We start from the raw sequence: 12844 nt of genomic DNA, 5'->3' as shown, positions 1-12844 counted from the left end.
TCCGCGCCGCCCCTGCCCCGAGGGTCCTTCGACCCGGCACGCCCACCCTGCCCGCCAGGATGCCCGGCATGTTCGAACGTCTCGCGACCCTCGCGCTCCGCGCGGCCGTCGTCGCATCGGCCGCTGCCGTCATGCCGGCGGACGCCGCGCCCGGCGCCGATCCGATCGACCGGAACATGACGCTGTGCCTGGACGCCCCGGAGCACGCGTCGACGGCGGGCCAGGACGCCTGCATCGACGACGCCGGCCGCGCATGGGACGCGCGGCTCAACGCCGGCTATCGCGCGCTGCAGGCATCGCTGCCCGCCGCCGACCGCCCGGCGCTGCTGCACGCGCAACGCGCGTGGCTCGCGCGCCGCGACGCCGACCTGAAGCTGATCGGCGCCGTCTACGCGACCACGCGCGGCACGATGTATGCGCCGATGAACGCGAACGACGTGATGCAACTGACGCGACAACGCGCGCTGACGTTGCAGCGCTTCGCGTCCGATCGCGCCGTGCACGGCTTCGACCTGAACGGGCGACTGCCGCCGGCGGCCGACGCGAAACCCGAGCGCATCGCAGCCGTTCCGCAACGCGGCGCGCGTTTCGAGCGCACGCATTGCGCGGCGCTCGCCGACCTCGACGCGATGGGCCGCTGTGCCGCGCAGGCCACGCCGCTGTACCGGCAGGATATCGACGACATGACCGGCATGATCGAGCGTCGCCTGCCGCGCGCGGCACGCGCGACCATGCAGGTGTCGTCGCAGGCGTGGCTGGCGTTCGTCGCCGCCCAGCCGCCGCTGATCACCGCCCTCTACCCGGCTGCCGATCCCGCCCGCACGCAGCCGCAGGTCGCGATCGAAATGCGCGACGAAGCCGCCGCGCGCCTGCGACAGCTCGTCTTCGCCGCGGACAGGATCGGCGCCGACTGACACGGCGGCACAACGCGCGCCGCTCACCCGCCCGGGATGCGATGCACACGGCAGGCCGTCGAATATTCTCATCACTTCCAGCGAATTCCGGCCGATCAACCCGCGTCGGGCGCACGGCCTGCCCGTCGCCGGCATTCACGACGGTCGCCTGCGCGGGCCCCCGACTCCCTAGGGAAAATCCGGAGACATCCTTACAGCGATTTACCTGATGATTCACGAAAGCGTCATGCCGCAACGATCCCGCCTCGCGCCATGCTTTCAATTCGCACCGCCGAACCGATGCCGCGACGCGGCCGGTGCAAGGAGCGCGAGGATCGAAACGCGAAGCGCGCAGTCGCCGGCACGACGTCAGGTGTTCAATACTTTCAACAACCCGGTCGAGAGTAATCGTGAGAATCCGTGGCCCGCTGGTGCGGTGGAGACGAGGCGATGCGCGACATCCGCGCGCCGCGGCCTCGTCCACCGTCGACAGTGACGGCTGGCAAAGTCCTGGCCTGCATCTGTCGGTCTACACCATCCTGTCCCGCCGTTCCGTTCGCCGCCACAACGCGGTTGCCGCGCGCGCATCCGTCGCGATCCGCACCGACGACGTCGCCTCGCTGCTGCCTTAGCGCCGCGCCGTCGTTCCGTCCATCCGTTCGACCCGCCGGTCCTGTCGCCCGACCGGCGACAGCGCCCGCTCGCGCTTCGTTGCCGTATGAGCCGGCCCGGCATCGAACGGACTCCTGATCGTCGTGCACACCCGCGCCCGCCACGGGCGCCGGTCGCGCACGCGTGTTTCCCGATGAACCGTCGCGCTCCGACCCGCGCATCGCGGATCGACGCGCACCGATATGGAAGACTCCGTCATGCGTATCCGAACGTTTCGCCGCACCCTTGCAACCGCCGCCCTGCTGACGGCCGCGGCCGCCGGCACGTCCGCCCGGGCGGCCGGCGAACTGAACATCTACAACTGGTCCGACTACATCGCGCCGGACACGATCCCGAACTTCCAGAAGCAGACGGGCCTGCACGTCCGCTACGACAACTACGACAGCGACGACACGCTGCAGGCGAAACTGCTGTCGGGGAATTCCGGCTACGACATCGTCGTGCCGACGTCGAACTACATGGCCAAGCAGATCCAGGCGAACGTCTACCAGCCGCTCGACAAGTCGAAGCTGCCGAACCTGTCGAATCTCGATCCGCTGCTGATGAAACGGGTCGCCGACGCCGATCCGGACAACCGCTACGGCGTGCCCTGGGCGTACGGCACCGACGGCATCGGCTACAACGTGCAGGCCGTGAAGAAGGCGCTCGGCGACCAGGCGCCGGTCGACAGCTGGGCGCTGGTGTTCGATCCCGCCAACATGGCGAAGCTGAAGGGCTGCGGCGTGTCGTTCCTCGACCAGGCCGTCGACGTGTTCGCCGCGACGCTGCAGTACATGGGCAAGGACCCGAACAGCACGAACCCGGCCGACTACCGCGCCGCATACGAGGTCCTGAAGAAGGTGCGCCCGTACATCACGCAGTTCAATTCCTCGGGCTACATCAACGATCTCGCGAACAACGACCTGTGCGTGTCGTTCGGCTATTCGGGCGACGTCGGCATCGCGCACCGCCGCGCCGCCGAGGCGAAACGCCCGTACGAGATCCGCTTCGCGAATCCGAAGGAAGGCGGCCTGCTGTGGTTCGACATGATGGTGATCCCGAAGGACGCGCCGAACCGCGACGCCGCGCTGAAGTGGATCAACTACCTGCAGGACCCGAAGGTCAACGCGGGCATCACCAACGCGGTGTTCTATCCGACCGCGAACAAGGCCGCGCGCCAGTACGTGAAACCCGCGATCGCGCGCGACCCGTCGGTGTATCCGTCTGACGAGGTGCTGAGCAGGATGACGCTGCTCAAGCCGATGCCGCCCGAGATCCGTCGCTTGCAGAACCGGCTGTGGGCGCAGTTGAAGACGGGGCGCTGAACGGCGCGCGGCGCAGCTGACACGTGCCGCCGGCGGCCGGTCCGCGCTGGCGGCGCGGCTGCCGCGGAACGTGCAGGAGTACGCGCCACGACGCCGACGCCGACGACGGCACGCACACCCGCCTCGCGACGGCGCCGGCCGTATCGTCCGCGCGAACTATCGCGGCGCGTGTGCGAACGCGTCCGTCACGAACCGGATCACGTCGTCGAGCGACGACGTGCACACGGCGCCCGCGGCAAGCTCGCGAAACGCACCGTCCGGCCCGAAGCAGACGAGCGGCTTGCCCCAGCGCCGCGCGAGCGAAATCTCCTCGGCGGTGCCCGGCCCGCCCGGCAGCGCGACGATCAGGTCGCTGCTGAGCACGTTCACGTAATTGCGGTTGATCGTGTGCGGATCCGCGTCCGGTTCGCGGCGCGGCAGCGGCGTGAGGATCGGGATGTCGACGAACGGATGCGGATAACCGTCGAGCGGCACGAAGCCCGCGAGCGGATCGCCCCGCGTCGGCAGGATGCCGATCGAGCGGCCGGCCCGCCCGGGCACGCCGGCGAACGCGCGCGCGACCGCCAGCATCACGCCCTGGCCGCCGCCCGTCAGCAGATTGAACCCGGCCTGCGCGAGCCACGCGCCGAGCGGCCCGGAATACGCGAGCCACGGCTCCTTCCCCGAACCCATCACGCCGATCGTCCTGTTCTTCTGCTGCATCGTGGCTTCCAGTGAAGTCGTGGGTTGCGCGCGCTCGCCGCGCTCATTCGAGCTCGACGCCCTTGAGTTCCGGGATCAGGAACAGCGTCGCGACCATGTCGAGCACGTAGAGGCCGGCCAGCAGCGCAATGGCCGTCTGGAACGAGTAGTGCGCGGCAAGCGCGCCGACCGCGACCGGGCCGAAGCCGCCGACCGCGCGGCCGATATTCCACAGCACGTTCTGCGCGGTCGCGCGCGCGGCCGTCGGATAGCCTTCGGACATCAGCGTGCCGTAGCCGCCGACCATCCCGTTGACGAACATGCCCATCAACGCGCCGGCCCACAGCATCGCCGTCGGGTCCGACAGCCGCGCATACGCGATGACCGTCGCGACCGAGCCGAGCTGGTACAGCAGGAACGTCGGCTTGCGCCCGATGCGGTCCGCCAGTTGCCCGAACACCCAGACGCCGATCATCATCCCGACGACCGTCGCCGCCGTCCACAGCCCCGACTTCGTCAGCGAGAAGCCCATCTGTTTCGACAGGAAGGTCGGCAGCCAGATCATGATCCCGTAGTAGCCGAAGTTCTGGACCGAACACAGGATCACGATGCCGATGCTCATGCGCGCGGTGCGGCCGTCCGCGACGAGCAGGCGAAATGCGTTCGCCTCCGGCCGCGTCGCGCGCTGCACGAACGCTTCCGGCTCGTGCAGCCTGTTGCGCATGCCCCACGCGAGCAGCGCGGGCAGCACGCCGACCACGAACATGCCGCGCCAGCCGACGTGGAGCAGCAGGAACGGCGTCAGCAGCGCGGCCAGCAGCACGCCGGCCTGCCAGCCGAGCGCGACGTAGCACGACACGCGTGCGCGCTTGCTCGCCGGCCATGCTTCCGCCGCGAGCGCCATGCCGATCCCGAATTCGCCGCCCAGGCCGACGCCCGCGATGGTGCGATAGGCGAGCAGATCCCAGAAGCCGCGCGCGAACGCGCACAGCCCGGTGAAGATCGCGAACAGCAGGATCGTCCAGGTCAGCACGCGCACGCGCCCGTAACGATCGGCCAGCGCGCCGAACAGGATGCCGCCCGCGACGGCGCCGATCAGCGTCCAGGTGACCAGCGCGCCGCCCTGCCCGGGCGTCAGTTGCAGCGCCGCCGTGATCGCCGGCAGCATGAAGCCGAGGATCAGCAGGTCGAAGCCGTCCATCGCATAGCCGATCGCCGATCCGGCCAGCGCTTTCCAAGCGTACGCGCCGACCTGTTCCACGCGCGGGGCCGACGGGCCGCCGAGCGTCGAAGATTTCATGTTTGCTGCCATGGTGTCCTGCCACGAAGGTCCGGCGACATTCTACGGCCTGCGCCCGCCGACGAAGGGCGGGCGGACCTGCCGGCGGCGGCGGCGCGCCGCGCGCGCGTCGCTCCCCTTGCGGAACGCGACGCGGGAATCCGGGAACAACGAGCGGGGGAAACGGCGAGCCGGTGTCGGCGGGGCAAAGCCGGCGATGTCGCACTCAGGCCGGACACCGGATGAAAGACGGCTGGCCGGCCCGCGTGCGCGAACCGGACGGCGCCGGGCGGTCAGACGACCCGGCCGGCTTCAGCCCTGATCGTCGCCGGGCCACCAGGTCTTGGCCTCGCGGTCGACGACGAGCGTATCGAGATCCTTGCCGTCGAGCCATTTCGGCCGCGGGCCGCGACCCGACCACGAGCGGCCGGTCGTCGGGTCGTAATACTTGGCGGGCGCCTTGCGCTTGCGCTGGACGATATAGCCGAGTGCGCTCAGCACTTCCTGCTGCGTGATTCCCAGAAGCTCGACCTGTTCCTTGAATGCCGCGAGCGCGGCCTGCTTCTCCTTCTGCTTCGCATCAGACAGCTTGATGTTCAGGTCCCGAAGTTGTGCTTCGAGTTCCCGCAGGGCCTGGGTCATGTATTCATCCTCTTTGGGCATGTTTCCGCAAAAAACCTCCGATGGCGGAACCTACCATGAAGTTCCGCCACTCGGCGCTGTCAGATCCATGATTCGTTGGTTCGGGCCGGCATGGCTTGCGCGACGCGCACGATACGACGTCGCGCGTCACTCGATGACCGGCTGCGCCTGGCCGGCAATGCGCAATTCGCCTCGCTCATAGGGACGGCGGGCGGCTGCGGCAAGCCGGCGCCGCACCATGGCACTGGTGCGGCACGGCGCGAATGATAGCAGTGCCGGGCGTCATGCCGAAAAAAGGGGCCGGCCGGCGGCGCGGCGGGCCCGCCCGCCTACCGGTCGAAATCGCGGGCATGCCACGCGATCCGGTCGAACAGCGCACGCAGCTTTGCGCCACGCGCCGCGTTCAGCGCGGCGGCTTGCGCGACGCGCCCGGCGAGATGCGCGCGGAAGTCCGGATGCGCGTCGCGGTTCTGCGACGCCGGGCCGCTCCGGATGCAGTTGGTCAGGATGGCCTTCAGGCGGTCGAACTCGTCGCGGGCCAGGTTCGGATGACGGTTGACGACCACGCCGGCCAGTTGCTGGCGCACGCCGCGCCGCATCACGCGGGTCTTGCGCAACTGCAGCGCGAAACCTTCCTCGAGCGCGATCGCGGCGACCCTGACCTGCAGACGCTCGACCTCGCGCGCCAGCGCGCCGCCGCCCGAGAAGGCGAGATCGTCGGCATAGCGCGTGTAGGTGGCGTCGAGCGAACGCGCGAGCGCGGCGAGCCGCATGTCGAAGCGGAAGGCGCTCAGGTTCGCCAGCGCCGGCGAGGTCGGCGCCCCCTGCGGCAGATGCCGTTCGCGATAGCGCTGGCGGCCGATCCAGTCGAACCGGTCGCGCAGGTCGGGCGCGAGCAGACGCGCGGACGGCACGCGATTGGTACACAGCCCGGTGAGCGTGCGCGCGACTTCGGCCGGATACCCGAGCGTGACGAACAGCGCGTGAATGCGCGCGGCGCGTACCGATACGAAGAAATCCGCGAGATCGAAGCGGACGACGACATCGCGATCCGCGTGCGGCGCCGCGAACGACACGATCCCGCGCCCCCTGCGGAAACCATGCGCCGCGTCGTGCGGCGCGATGCGATCGAGCAGGCCGTGCAGGACGCGACGCTGCGCTTCGCGCAGCCGCCCCTTCGGGATCTCGACCAGGCGGCACCCGCCGCTGCGCTTGTCGTGCGCCACGTACGTGTAGTGATGCAGCGGCGCGGCGGCGCCGCGCGCGTCGACGCGCCAGTGGTCGGACAGCCAGTCGAGTTCCGGCACGCTCACCCCGAGCCAGCCGGCAAGATCGCCGGGCGTCGCCCAGTGCGGCACGTCGCAGCCGGCGAGCGGCGCCGGCAATGGCCGCTGGACCGGCGGCCGCCGCACGATGCGGATCGCGGCGGGCCGATCGTGGCCGTACCACGCCAGCACGAATGCCGGCGCCTCGGCCAGGTCCGCCGCGAGCGCATCGATCCCGACGTCGGCCCACTGCGCGCCGAAGCGCACGAGCGCCGCATCCGCGAATTCATGGGCCCACGGCGGCGCGACGCCGAGCACCGCCGCCATCCGCGACAGGATGCCGGCGCGCTCGGGGGCGCCCGCCAGCATCGCTTCGGCAATCGTGCGGGTGGTGTCGCGCAGGGTGGCGTACATGGAAAGGAATGGGCGGGACGATGAGCCAACGTGACCGGTACTGCGAGGGGTGACGTTGCGCGACGCGCAACGGGGCCCCTTGCGATGCATCGGGGTGTCGATCTCCTCCACGGGGTAGCCCCGTAGTCCTGGAACATCGGCTGCCTGTTCCGGGCGTGTGCTTGACCCACCGGCCCGCGCTGCGACTTTACTGGCCGGACGCGCGGCGTGTCAAACCGGCGCGCGACCCGGCGCGGCCGGGTCGCGCGGCACGGCCTGCCCGCGCCGGGAAAACAGTTCGCGGTACGCGATCGGCGCGACGCCGACGCCGGCCATGTTGTTCAGCATCGTGGCCCAGGTCGCGTTGTCGACGCTCACCGGAAACGATCGCACGCGATTGGCGAGCAGCCAGTAGGTGCGCGTCATCCCGTCGCTCATCGCGACGGCGTACCCGCTGCCCTCGAGCCAGTAGCCGACCGGCGGCAGCGTCACGGGTTCCTGGCGGCCGGCCCGGAACGCGGCGGCGGCCGACGCGTACTTGCCGTCGAGCGGCATCGCGCGGCGCGGCACGCAGTCCTGCGAATTCAGTTGCGGGAAGCGCGGGCTCGTGCCGAGCCACAGGCCGTAGAACGTTTCCGCGTCGAGGTGCACGACGTAACGTTCCGTTTCGACGGGCGCCGCCGCCAGGTAGCAGTCGGCCTGGCCCGGAACGGCGACGCGCCATACCGCGCGCTTCGCGTCCAGGTCGACCAGCTCGCTCGCCTGCGGACGCGGCCGGACGGGGGACGGTCGCCCTGCGTCGCGCAGGTCGCGCGCGCGATCGAGTCCGATACGAAGACGTGTCAGCATGGGCCCTCTCTTTCTCTCGTGATCTTGTTCGAATGAGTCGGGATGCGGGCCCCTGCCGTGCGGCGCACGGGCGGTCGAACGGCGCCGCCCCGGCACGGGGGGCCGGTGTCCCGACACTCCCGATGCACTCGGGAACCCGCGCAGTGTAGCGCCTTTCAGAACCGGGACGGGCAACGCGCGCGGCCCGCGATCGCCGCGCCCGGGCAACAGGAGACCCGGGCCAGCGGGCGGGCGGCGCGACGCCCGCCGCGTTCAGCGATCCAGCAGCCGCCCCAGCCGCATCATCGTGACGTTCACGCCGAGATGGCGCATCGACGGTTGCACGATCACGCAGTTGTCGTACGGCGTGACGATCGTGTCGTCGCCGTCGCGCGCGATCTCGGTGCCGGCCTGCCCGATCACCTCCAGCCCCGTGAACGGTTGCGCGAACCGGAAATCCATCGATCGCGCGACGACCGGCTGCGTGATCTCGACGAACTTCTGCCGCACCGGCGCGGCTTGCGTGAGGAAGGCCGCGACGTCGTCGCGCGCGACAACGCCGGCATGCAGCAGGAAGCGCGCGGCGCTGTCGAGCGCGACGTCGCGCGCGCTCGCGGCGAAGTGCTGGCCCGTCTCGATCAGCAGCGCGTTCTTCGCGCTCGCCGGATCGCCGAAGCCGCCGTAGTCGCGCAGCCGCGTGCCGTTTGCATGGCCGCGATCGATGATCACGTGCTCCGGCGTGCCGATCGCGGCGGCCAGCGCGATCGCCTTCTCGTGCGGCCCCGTCATCATCAGCGGGGCGGACGCCTCGTGCATCGAATGGATGTCGAGCAGCAGGTCGACCGTATCGAGCAGCGGACGCATCGCGCGCGCCCGCGCAAGCTCGCGGCTGTCGCGCGCGCCGTCGAGCGCGGCCGGCGTCCACACGCGATTCATGTCCTCGTCGAGATAGCGCGTCGCATCGGCGTTCGCCGCGCTGAAATGCTCGTACGCGCCGACGTTGCCGAACCCGAGCGACAGGCGGCCCGCGACCGGGCGCAGGCCGGCGGCCAGCAGCGTGTCCACGGCGATCGCGCCGCTGACTTCGTTGCCGTGCGTCAGCGCGAGGATCATCACGTGCTTGCCGGGCCGGCCGCTGTCGAACGAGTGCAGATAATCGACGCCGGTATTGCCCGCGCGCCAGCGCGCGATGTCGGGGAAGGCCACTTCGATCGGGTAGGCCGGCAATGCGGCGCGGATGGCTTCAAGCGTGGTCATGTCGGAATCGCTCAGCAGGGTTCGGGAAACGCGCAACCGGACAACGCCGGTCGCGCGACAATCGGGTGCGGGGCCGGCGCGTCACGCGCGGGTTGCCCGTGTCGACGGCGTGGCGTCGGCGGCCGCGCCGCGCATCCGGCGGCCGAGCGAGATCACCGACGTGATGCCCAGCACGGCCGTCGCCATCACGTAGAAACTCGGCGCGAGCTTGTTGTGCGTCGCGTCGATCAGCCAGGTCACGATCAGCGGCGCGAAGCCGCCGAACAGCGTCACCGAGAAGTTGTACGACAGCGCGAGGCCGGTGCCGCGCGTGCTCGTCGGGAAGATGTCGGCGAGCAGCGCCGGCAGCGGCGCGAGGCTCACCGCGATCAGCAGGCCGACCAGCGCCTGCACCGCGAGCAGCGTCCCGACCGTCGGGTAGCGGTTCAGCAGGACGAACAGCGGCCAGGTCGTCACGCCCACCAGGATCAGCGCGATCAGCATCACGCGGATGCGGCCGAAGCGATCCGACAGGTGCCCGACGACCGGCGCCGCGACCATCAGCATCGCGCCCGTGACGACCGCGCCGAGATACGACGACGTGGCCGGGATATGCAGCTGCTTGACCGCGTAGGTCGGCATGTACAGCTTGTGCACGTAGTTGAAGGCGGTGGCCGTCGCGACGACGCCCGCGCCGAGCAGCAGGTTCGCGCGATCGCGGGCGAACACGTCGCGCAGCGGCGATTTCGCGCGGCCCTGCTCGCCGAGCCGGCGGAAATCGGCCGGTTCGTCGATGTTGCGGCGAATGTAGAGCCCGACCGGGCCGATCAGCAGCCCGACCGAGAATGCGACGCGCCAGCCCCACGCATGCAGCTGGTCGGTCGTCAGCAGCAGGCTCAGCAGCGCGGACACGCCGGCCGCGAGCACCGTCGCGAGCCCCTGCGTCGACATCTGCCAGCTCGCGAAGAAGCCGCGGCGCTTCGCATCGGCCTGCTCGACCATGAACGCGGTCGCCGCGCCGAATTCGCCGCCGGTCGAGAAGCCCTGCAGCATGCGCGCGACGATGATCAGGAGCGGCGACGCGAGGCCGATCTGCGCATAGGTCGGCGCGAACGCGATCATCGCGGTGCCGAGCATCATCAGCCCGATCGACATCGTCAGCGACGCCTTGCGGCCCGCGCGGTCCGCATAGCTGCCGAGCACGATCGAGCCGAGCGGGCGCGTCACGAACGAGATGCCGAACGTGCCGACCGACAGCAGCAGCGAGGTCGCCGCGTCGTGCGTGGGGAAAAACAGCTGGCCGATCTGGATCGCGAAATAGCCGTAGATCAGCAGATCGTAGAACTCCAGCGCGTTGCCGATGCTCGCGGCGCAGATCTCGCGCCACGGATTGTGCGGCGCCGGCGTCGCGGCGTGCGTATTGCGGGTCATCCCTTGTGCTCCTCCGGTGATGCTGGCCGTCAGGATTTTGAAAGACGGCGCGCGGCGTGGCCGGCGGCCGTTCGGGCCAGTCAAGCGCGGAGTGTAGGCAACGCGGGGCGGGCGTTCGTGCCGTTTCGGCACGCAATCGTGCCGATCGGCGCGCGGGCGCCGCATGCGCCGCCCGGCCGGGTCAGCCGTCCTCGCCGTCACGCGACGGCGCGTTGCGCCAGATCGCGTCCAGCACCGGGTGCGGGTCGTTCCGGCGGCGGTACAGCGCGATGTCGAAGCCGATCTGCCAGTCGGCGCCGCCGACGATCGCAAGCTCGCCCCGCCGCACGTCGTCGGCGACGAGCCGCTGCGGCAGCCACGCGAGGCCGAGCCCGCGACGCGCCATCGCCAGGATCGCCTCGTACGAGTCGGCCTGGTACACGGGCCGCAGCGTCGGACGGTTCGGCATTTCGGCAAGATGGCGCGCCAGCACCGCGCGCAGCGTCAGCGTGCGCGCGAATGCGAGCCACGGCACCGGCGCCTGCCCGGCCGGCAGCCGGTAGCGCACGCTGCCGCGCGCATCGAACGCGCTGACCGGCACCAGCACCTCGCGCGCGACGGACAGCCAGTCGAAGCGGTCGCGATCGATCAGCAGCCGCGTGTGCGGGCTCGAATAGACGATCAGCATGTCGGCGTCGCCGGCGGTGAGCTGCAGGATCGCCTCCTCCGCGCTGCCGGTCGACACGGTTGCCGTGAAGAAGCCCGCGCGGGCGACCGTCTCGTCATACCAGTCGGGGAAGAACGTGGCCGACAGCGTGCGGCCGGTCGCGATCCGGAGGTTGTTCTCCAGCACCGGCGCCGCTTCCTGAAGCTGGGTGCGCGCGCCGTGCAGGATGTCGAGCGCGTTCGACGCGGCATCGAGGAACACGGTGCCGGCCGCGGTCAGCTCGAGCGGCTTGGTGCGCGCGATCAGCCGCGTGCCGACCCACTCCTCGAGCGAACGGATGCGGCGGCCGAACGCCGGATGCGTGACGAAGCGGTTCTCCGCCGCGCGCGTGAAGCTGCGCGTGCGCGCGAGTTCGACGAAGTCTTCGAGCCATTTCAGTTGCATGGCTGGGCTCCTGGGTGGGCGATGAAGTGCGGTAAGGCGCGCGCGAACCGCCGCCGCGGCGCGGCGGCCGGCATGGACGGACGCGGTTCGTGCGGGACGGGCCGCGCGGGGCGCCCGATCCTACCGCACCTGCGGCGCGTCGCGCAGCACGATGCGCAGCGCGGTATCGAACGGCGTCGCGTAATCGATCCCGGCCGCCCGCACGCGCGATGCGTCCAGATGGCAATCGTACGGACGCGGCGTCGCATCGGCCGGCGCGTCGATCGGCGTGAGCGACGCCGCGATGCCGAGCGCGGCCGCGATCCGCCGCGCGATGTCGTATTTCGTCATCGGCTCCTCGCCGGACCAGTGCCGGATGCCGGTAACGGACGCCCCCGCGAGATGCCGCAGCGTCAGGTCGCGGATCACCTGCGCGACGTCCGGCGTGTAGGTCGGGTAGCGGATCGCCCATGCGTCCATGCCGACCGGGTCGGCGCCCGGGCGCGCGGAAGCGGCGATCGCCGGGACGAGGCTCGTGACGGCCGATTCGCTCCAGTCGACGACCGGGCCGTACAGCAACGGCAGGCGCAGCACGCACGACAGCGGCGACGCGGCGAGCAGCGCCGCCTCGCCTTCCAGCTTGGTGCGGCCGTAGATGTTCAGCGGATTCGGCGCGGCGTCCTCCCGGTACGGCGCCGCCTTGCCGTCGAAGACGTAGTCGGTGGAGATGCCGAGCGTCCACGCACCGTGGCGCGCGGCAAGCGCAGCGATGCGCGCGGGCGCGACGACGTTGATCGCGCGGGCGCCGGCGGGGTCGCGCTCGCAGACGTCCGGGCGGCGTTCGGCCGCGCAGACGATCACGGCGGCCGGGCGGCGGGTGGCGAACAGCTGCTCGAGGGCCGGCTGGTCGAGGACGTCGAGTACGGCGAGGTTGTCCGGCGGCAACGCAAGACGCCGTGCGCCCGCGCCTTGCGGGTTCCGGACGGTCGCGACGAGGGTCAGCGACGCCTCGCGGGCCAGGGACGCGGCAACCGCGCGGCCCAGCAGGCCGGAGGCGCCGATCAGCAGGATGTTCGGGTGCGACACGATAGCCAACCTTGAAAGGGAACGGGACTCTCCGGAGCCTATCGCATCTTTCCTGCGCGGCCCAC

Annotated in this window: 12 protein-coding genes; 3 read left to right on the top strand and 9 right to left on the bottom strand. The window is 70.6% G+C overall.

Annotation, left to right across the window (positions count from 1 at the left end; all coding sequences use genetic code 11):
• Positions 1–68 precede the first annotated feature (68 nt).
• The 3 genes from GQ56_RS40040 to GQ56_RS0107780 all read left to right on the top strand — a co-directional run bounded on the left by GQ56_RS40040 (position 69) and on the right by GQ56_RS0107780 (position 2869).
• The gene (locus GQ56_RS40040; RefSeq protein ID WP_161788554.1) at positions 69–914 is read left to right on the top strand and encodes a lysozyme inhibitor LprI family protein; all 846 of its coding nucleotides are present in this window, start codon (positions 69–71) and stop codon (positions 912–914) included.
• A 389-nt stretch (positions 915–1303) separates the two neighbouring features.
• A complete protein-coding gene (locus GQ56_RS40825; RefSeq protein WP_075122889.1) occupies positions 1304–1525 on the top strand; it encodes a hypothetical protein in 222 nt (73 codons plus the stop codon).
• Positions 1526–1762: 237 nt separating this feature from the next.
• Complete coding sequence (locus tag GQ56_RS0107780) at positions 1763–2869, top strand: polyamine ABC transporter substrate-binding protein (protein ID WP_031398119.1); 1107 nt, start codon at positions 1763–1765, stop codon at positions 2867–2869.
• Between the two features lie 156 nt (positions 2870–3025).
• On the opposite strand, the gene GQ56_RS0107775 is transcribed toward GQ56_RS0107780, so the two are convergent.
• The 9 genes from GQ56_RS0107775 to GQ56_RS0107735 form a co-directional block, all read right to left on the bottom strand.
• The gene (locus GQ56_RS0107775; RefSeq protein WP_043301210.1) at positions 3026–3571 is read right to left on the bottom strand and encodes an SLOG cluster 4 domain-containing protein; all 546 of its coding nucleotides are present in this window, start codon (positions 3569–3571) and stop codon (positions 3026–3028) included.
• Between the two features lie 43 nt (positions 3572–3614).
• Positions 3615–4862, bottom strand: a complete 1248-nt coding sequence (locus GQ56_RS0107770; RefSeq protein WP_031398117.1) for an MFS transporter — start codon at positions 4860–4862, stop codon at positions 3615–3617.
• A 279-nt stretch (positions 4863–5141) separates the two neighbouring features.
• Positions 5142–5471 (bottom strand): H-NS histone family protein, encoded by a 330-nt coding sequence (locus GQ56_RS0107765; RefSeq protein ID WP_031398116.1) that lies wholly within the window; start codon positions 5469–5471, stop codon positions 5142–5144.
• Between the two features lie 329 nt (positions 5472–5800).
• Positions 5801–7150 carry a reverse transcriptase family protein gene (locus GQ56_RS0107760; RefSeq protein WP_031398115.1) on the bottom strand — a complete coding sequence of 450 codons (1350 nt, stop codon included), beginning with the start codon at positions 7148–7150 and terminating at the stop codon, positions 5801–5803.
• A 210-nt stretch (positions 7151–7360) separates the two neighbouring features.
• Complete coding sequence (locus tag GQ56_RS0107755) at positions 7361–7978, bottom strand: plasmid fertility inhibition factor family protein (RefSeq protein ID WP_052007218.1); 618 nt, start codon at positions 7976–7978, stop codon at positions 7361–7363.
• 252 nt (positions 7979–8230) lie between these two features.
• A complete protein-coding gene (locus GQ56_RS0107750; RefSeq protein WP_031398113.1) occupies positions 8231–9214 on the bottom strand; it encodes a M14 family metallopeptidase in 984 nt (327 codons plus the stop codon).
• Between the two features lie 81 nt (positions 9215–9295).
• Positions 9296–10624 carry an MFS transporter gene (locus GQ56_RS0107745; RefSeq protein WP_031398112.1) on the bottom strand — a complete coding sequence of 443 codons (1329 nt, stop codon included), beginning with the start codon at positions 10622–10624 and terminating at the stop codon, positions 9296–9298.
• A gap of 181 nt (positions 10625–10805) precedes the next feature.
• Entirely contained in the window at positions 10806–11714 is a 909-nt protein-coding gene (locus GQ56_RS0107740; RefSeq protein ID WP_031398111.1) for a LysR family transcriptional regulator, read from the bottom strand.
• A 120-nt stretch (positions 11715–11834) separates the two neighbouring features.
• Positions 11835–12779 carry a dTDP-4-dehydrorhamnose reductase family protein gene (locus GQ56_RS0107735; RefSeq protein WP_031398110.1) on the bottom strand — a complete coding sequence of 315 codons (945 nt, stop codon included), beginning with the start codon at positions 12777–12779 and terminating at the stop codon, positions 11835–11837.
• Positions 12780–12844 lie beyond the last annotated feature (65 nt).

Source organism: Burkholderia paludis, assembly GCF_000732615.1.
Taxonomy (GTDB): Bacteria; Pseudomonadota; Gammaproteobacteria; order Burkholderiales; family Burkholderiaceae; genus Burkholderia; species Burkholderia paludis.
Note: the sequence above shows the minus strand (reverse complement) of the source record. Positions and strands in the feature narration are given on the sequence as shown.

Bases quoted from the DNA above. Each gene is read 5' to 3' on its own strand.
- GQ56_RS40040 (WP_161788554.1), top strand. From the start codon at position 69: ATGTTCGAACGTCTCGCGACCCTCGCGCTCCGCGCGGCCGTCGTCGCA.
- GQ56_RS0107780 (WP_031398119.1), top strand. From the start codon at position 1,763: ATGCGTATCCGAACGTTTCGCCGCACCCTTGCAACCGCCGCCCTGCTG.
- GQ56_RS0107775 (WP_043301210.1), bottom strand. From the start codon at position 3,571: ATGCAGCAGAAGAACAGGACGATCGGCGTGATGGGTTCGGGGAAGGAG.
- GQ56_RS0107770 (WP_031398117.1), bottom strand. From the start codon at position 4,862: ATGGCAGCAAACATGAAATCTTCGACGCTCGGCGGCCCGTCGGCCCCG.
- GQ56_RS0107765 (WP_031398116.1), bottom strand. From the start codon at position 5,471: ATGACCCAGGCCCTGCGGGAACTCGAAGCACAACTTCGGGACCTGAAC.
- GQ56_RS0107760 (WP_031398115.1), bottom strand. From the start codon at position 7,150: ATGTACGCCACCCTGCGCGACACCACCCGCACGATTGCCGAAGCGATG.
- GQ56_RS0107755 (WP_052007218.1), bottom strand. From the start codon at position 7,978: ATGCTGACACGTCTTCGTATCGGACTCGATCGCGCGCGCGACCTGCGC.
- GQ56_RS0107750 (WP_031398113.1), bottom strand. From the start codon at position 9,214: ATGACCACGCTTGAAGCCATCCGCGCCGCATTGCCGGCCTACCCGATC.
- GQ56_RS0107745 (WP_031398112.1), bottom strand. From the start codon at position 10,624: ATGACCCGCAATACGCACGCCGCGACGCCGGCGCCGCACAATCCGTGG.
- GQ56_RS0107740 (WP_031398111.1), bottom strand. From the start codon at position 11,714: ATGCAACTGAAATGGCTCGAAGACTTCGTCGAACTCGCGCGCACGCGC.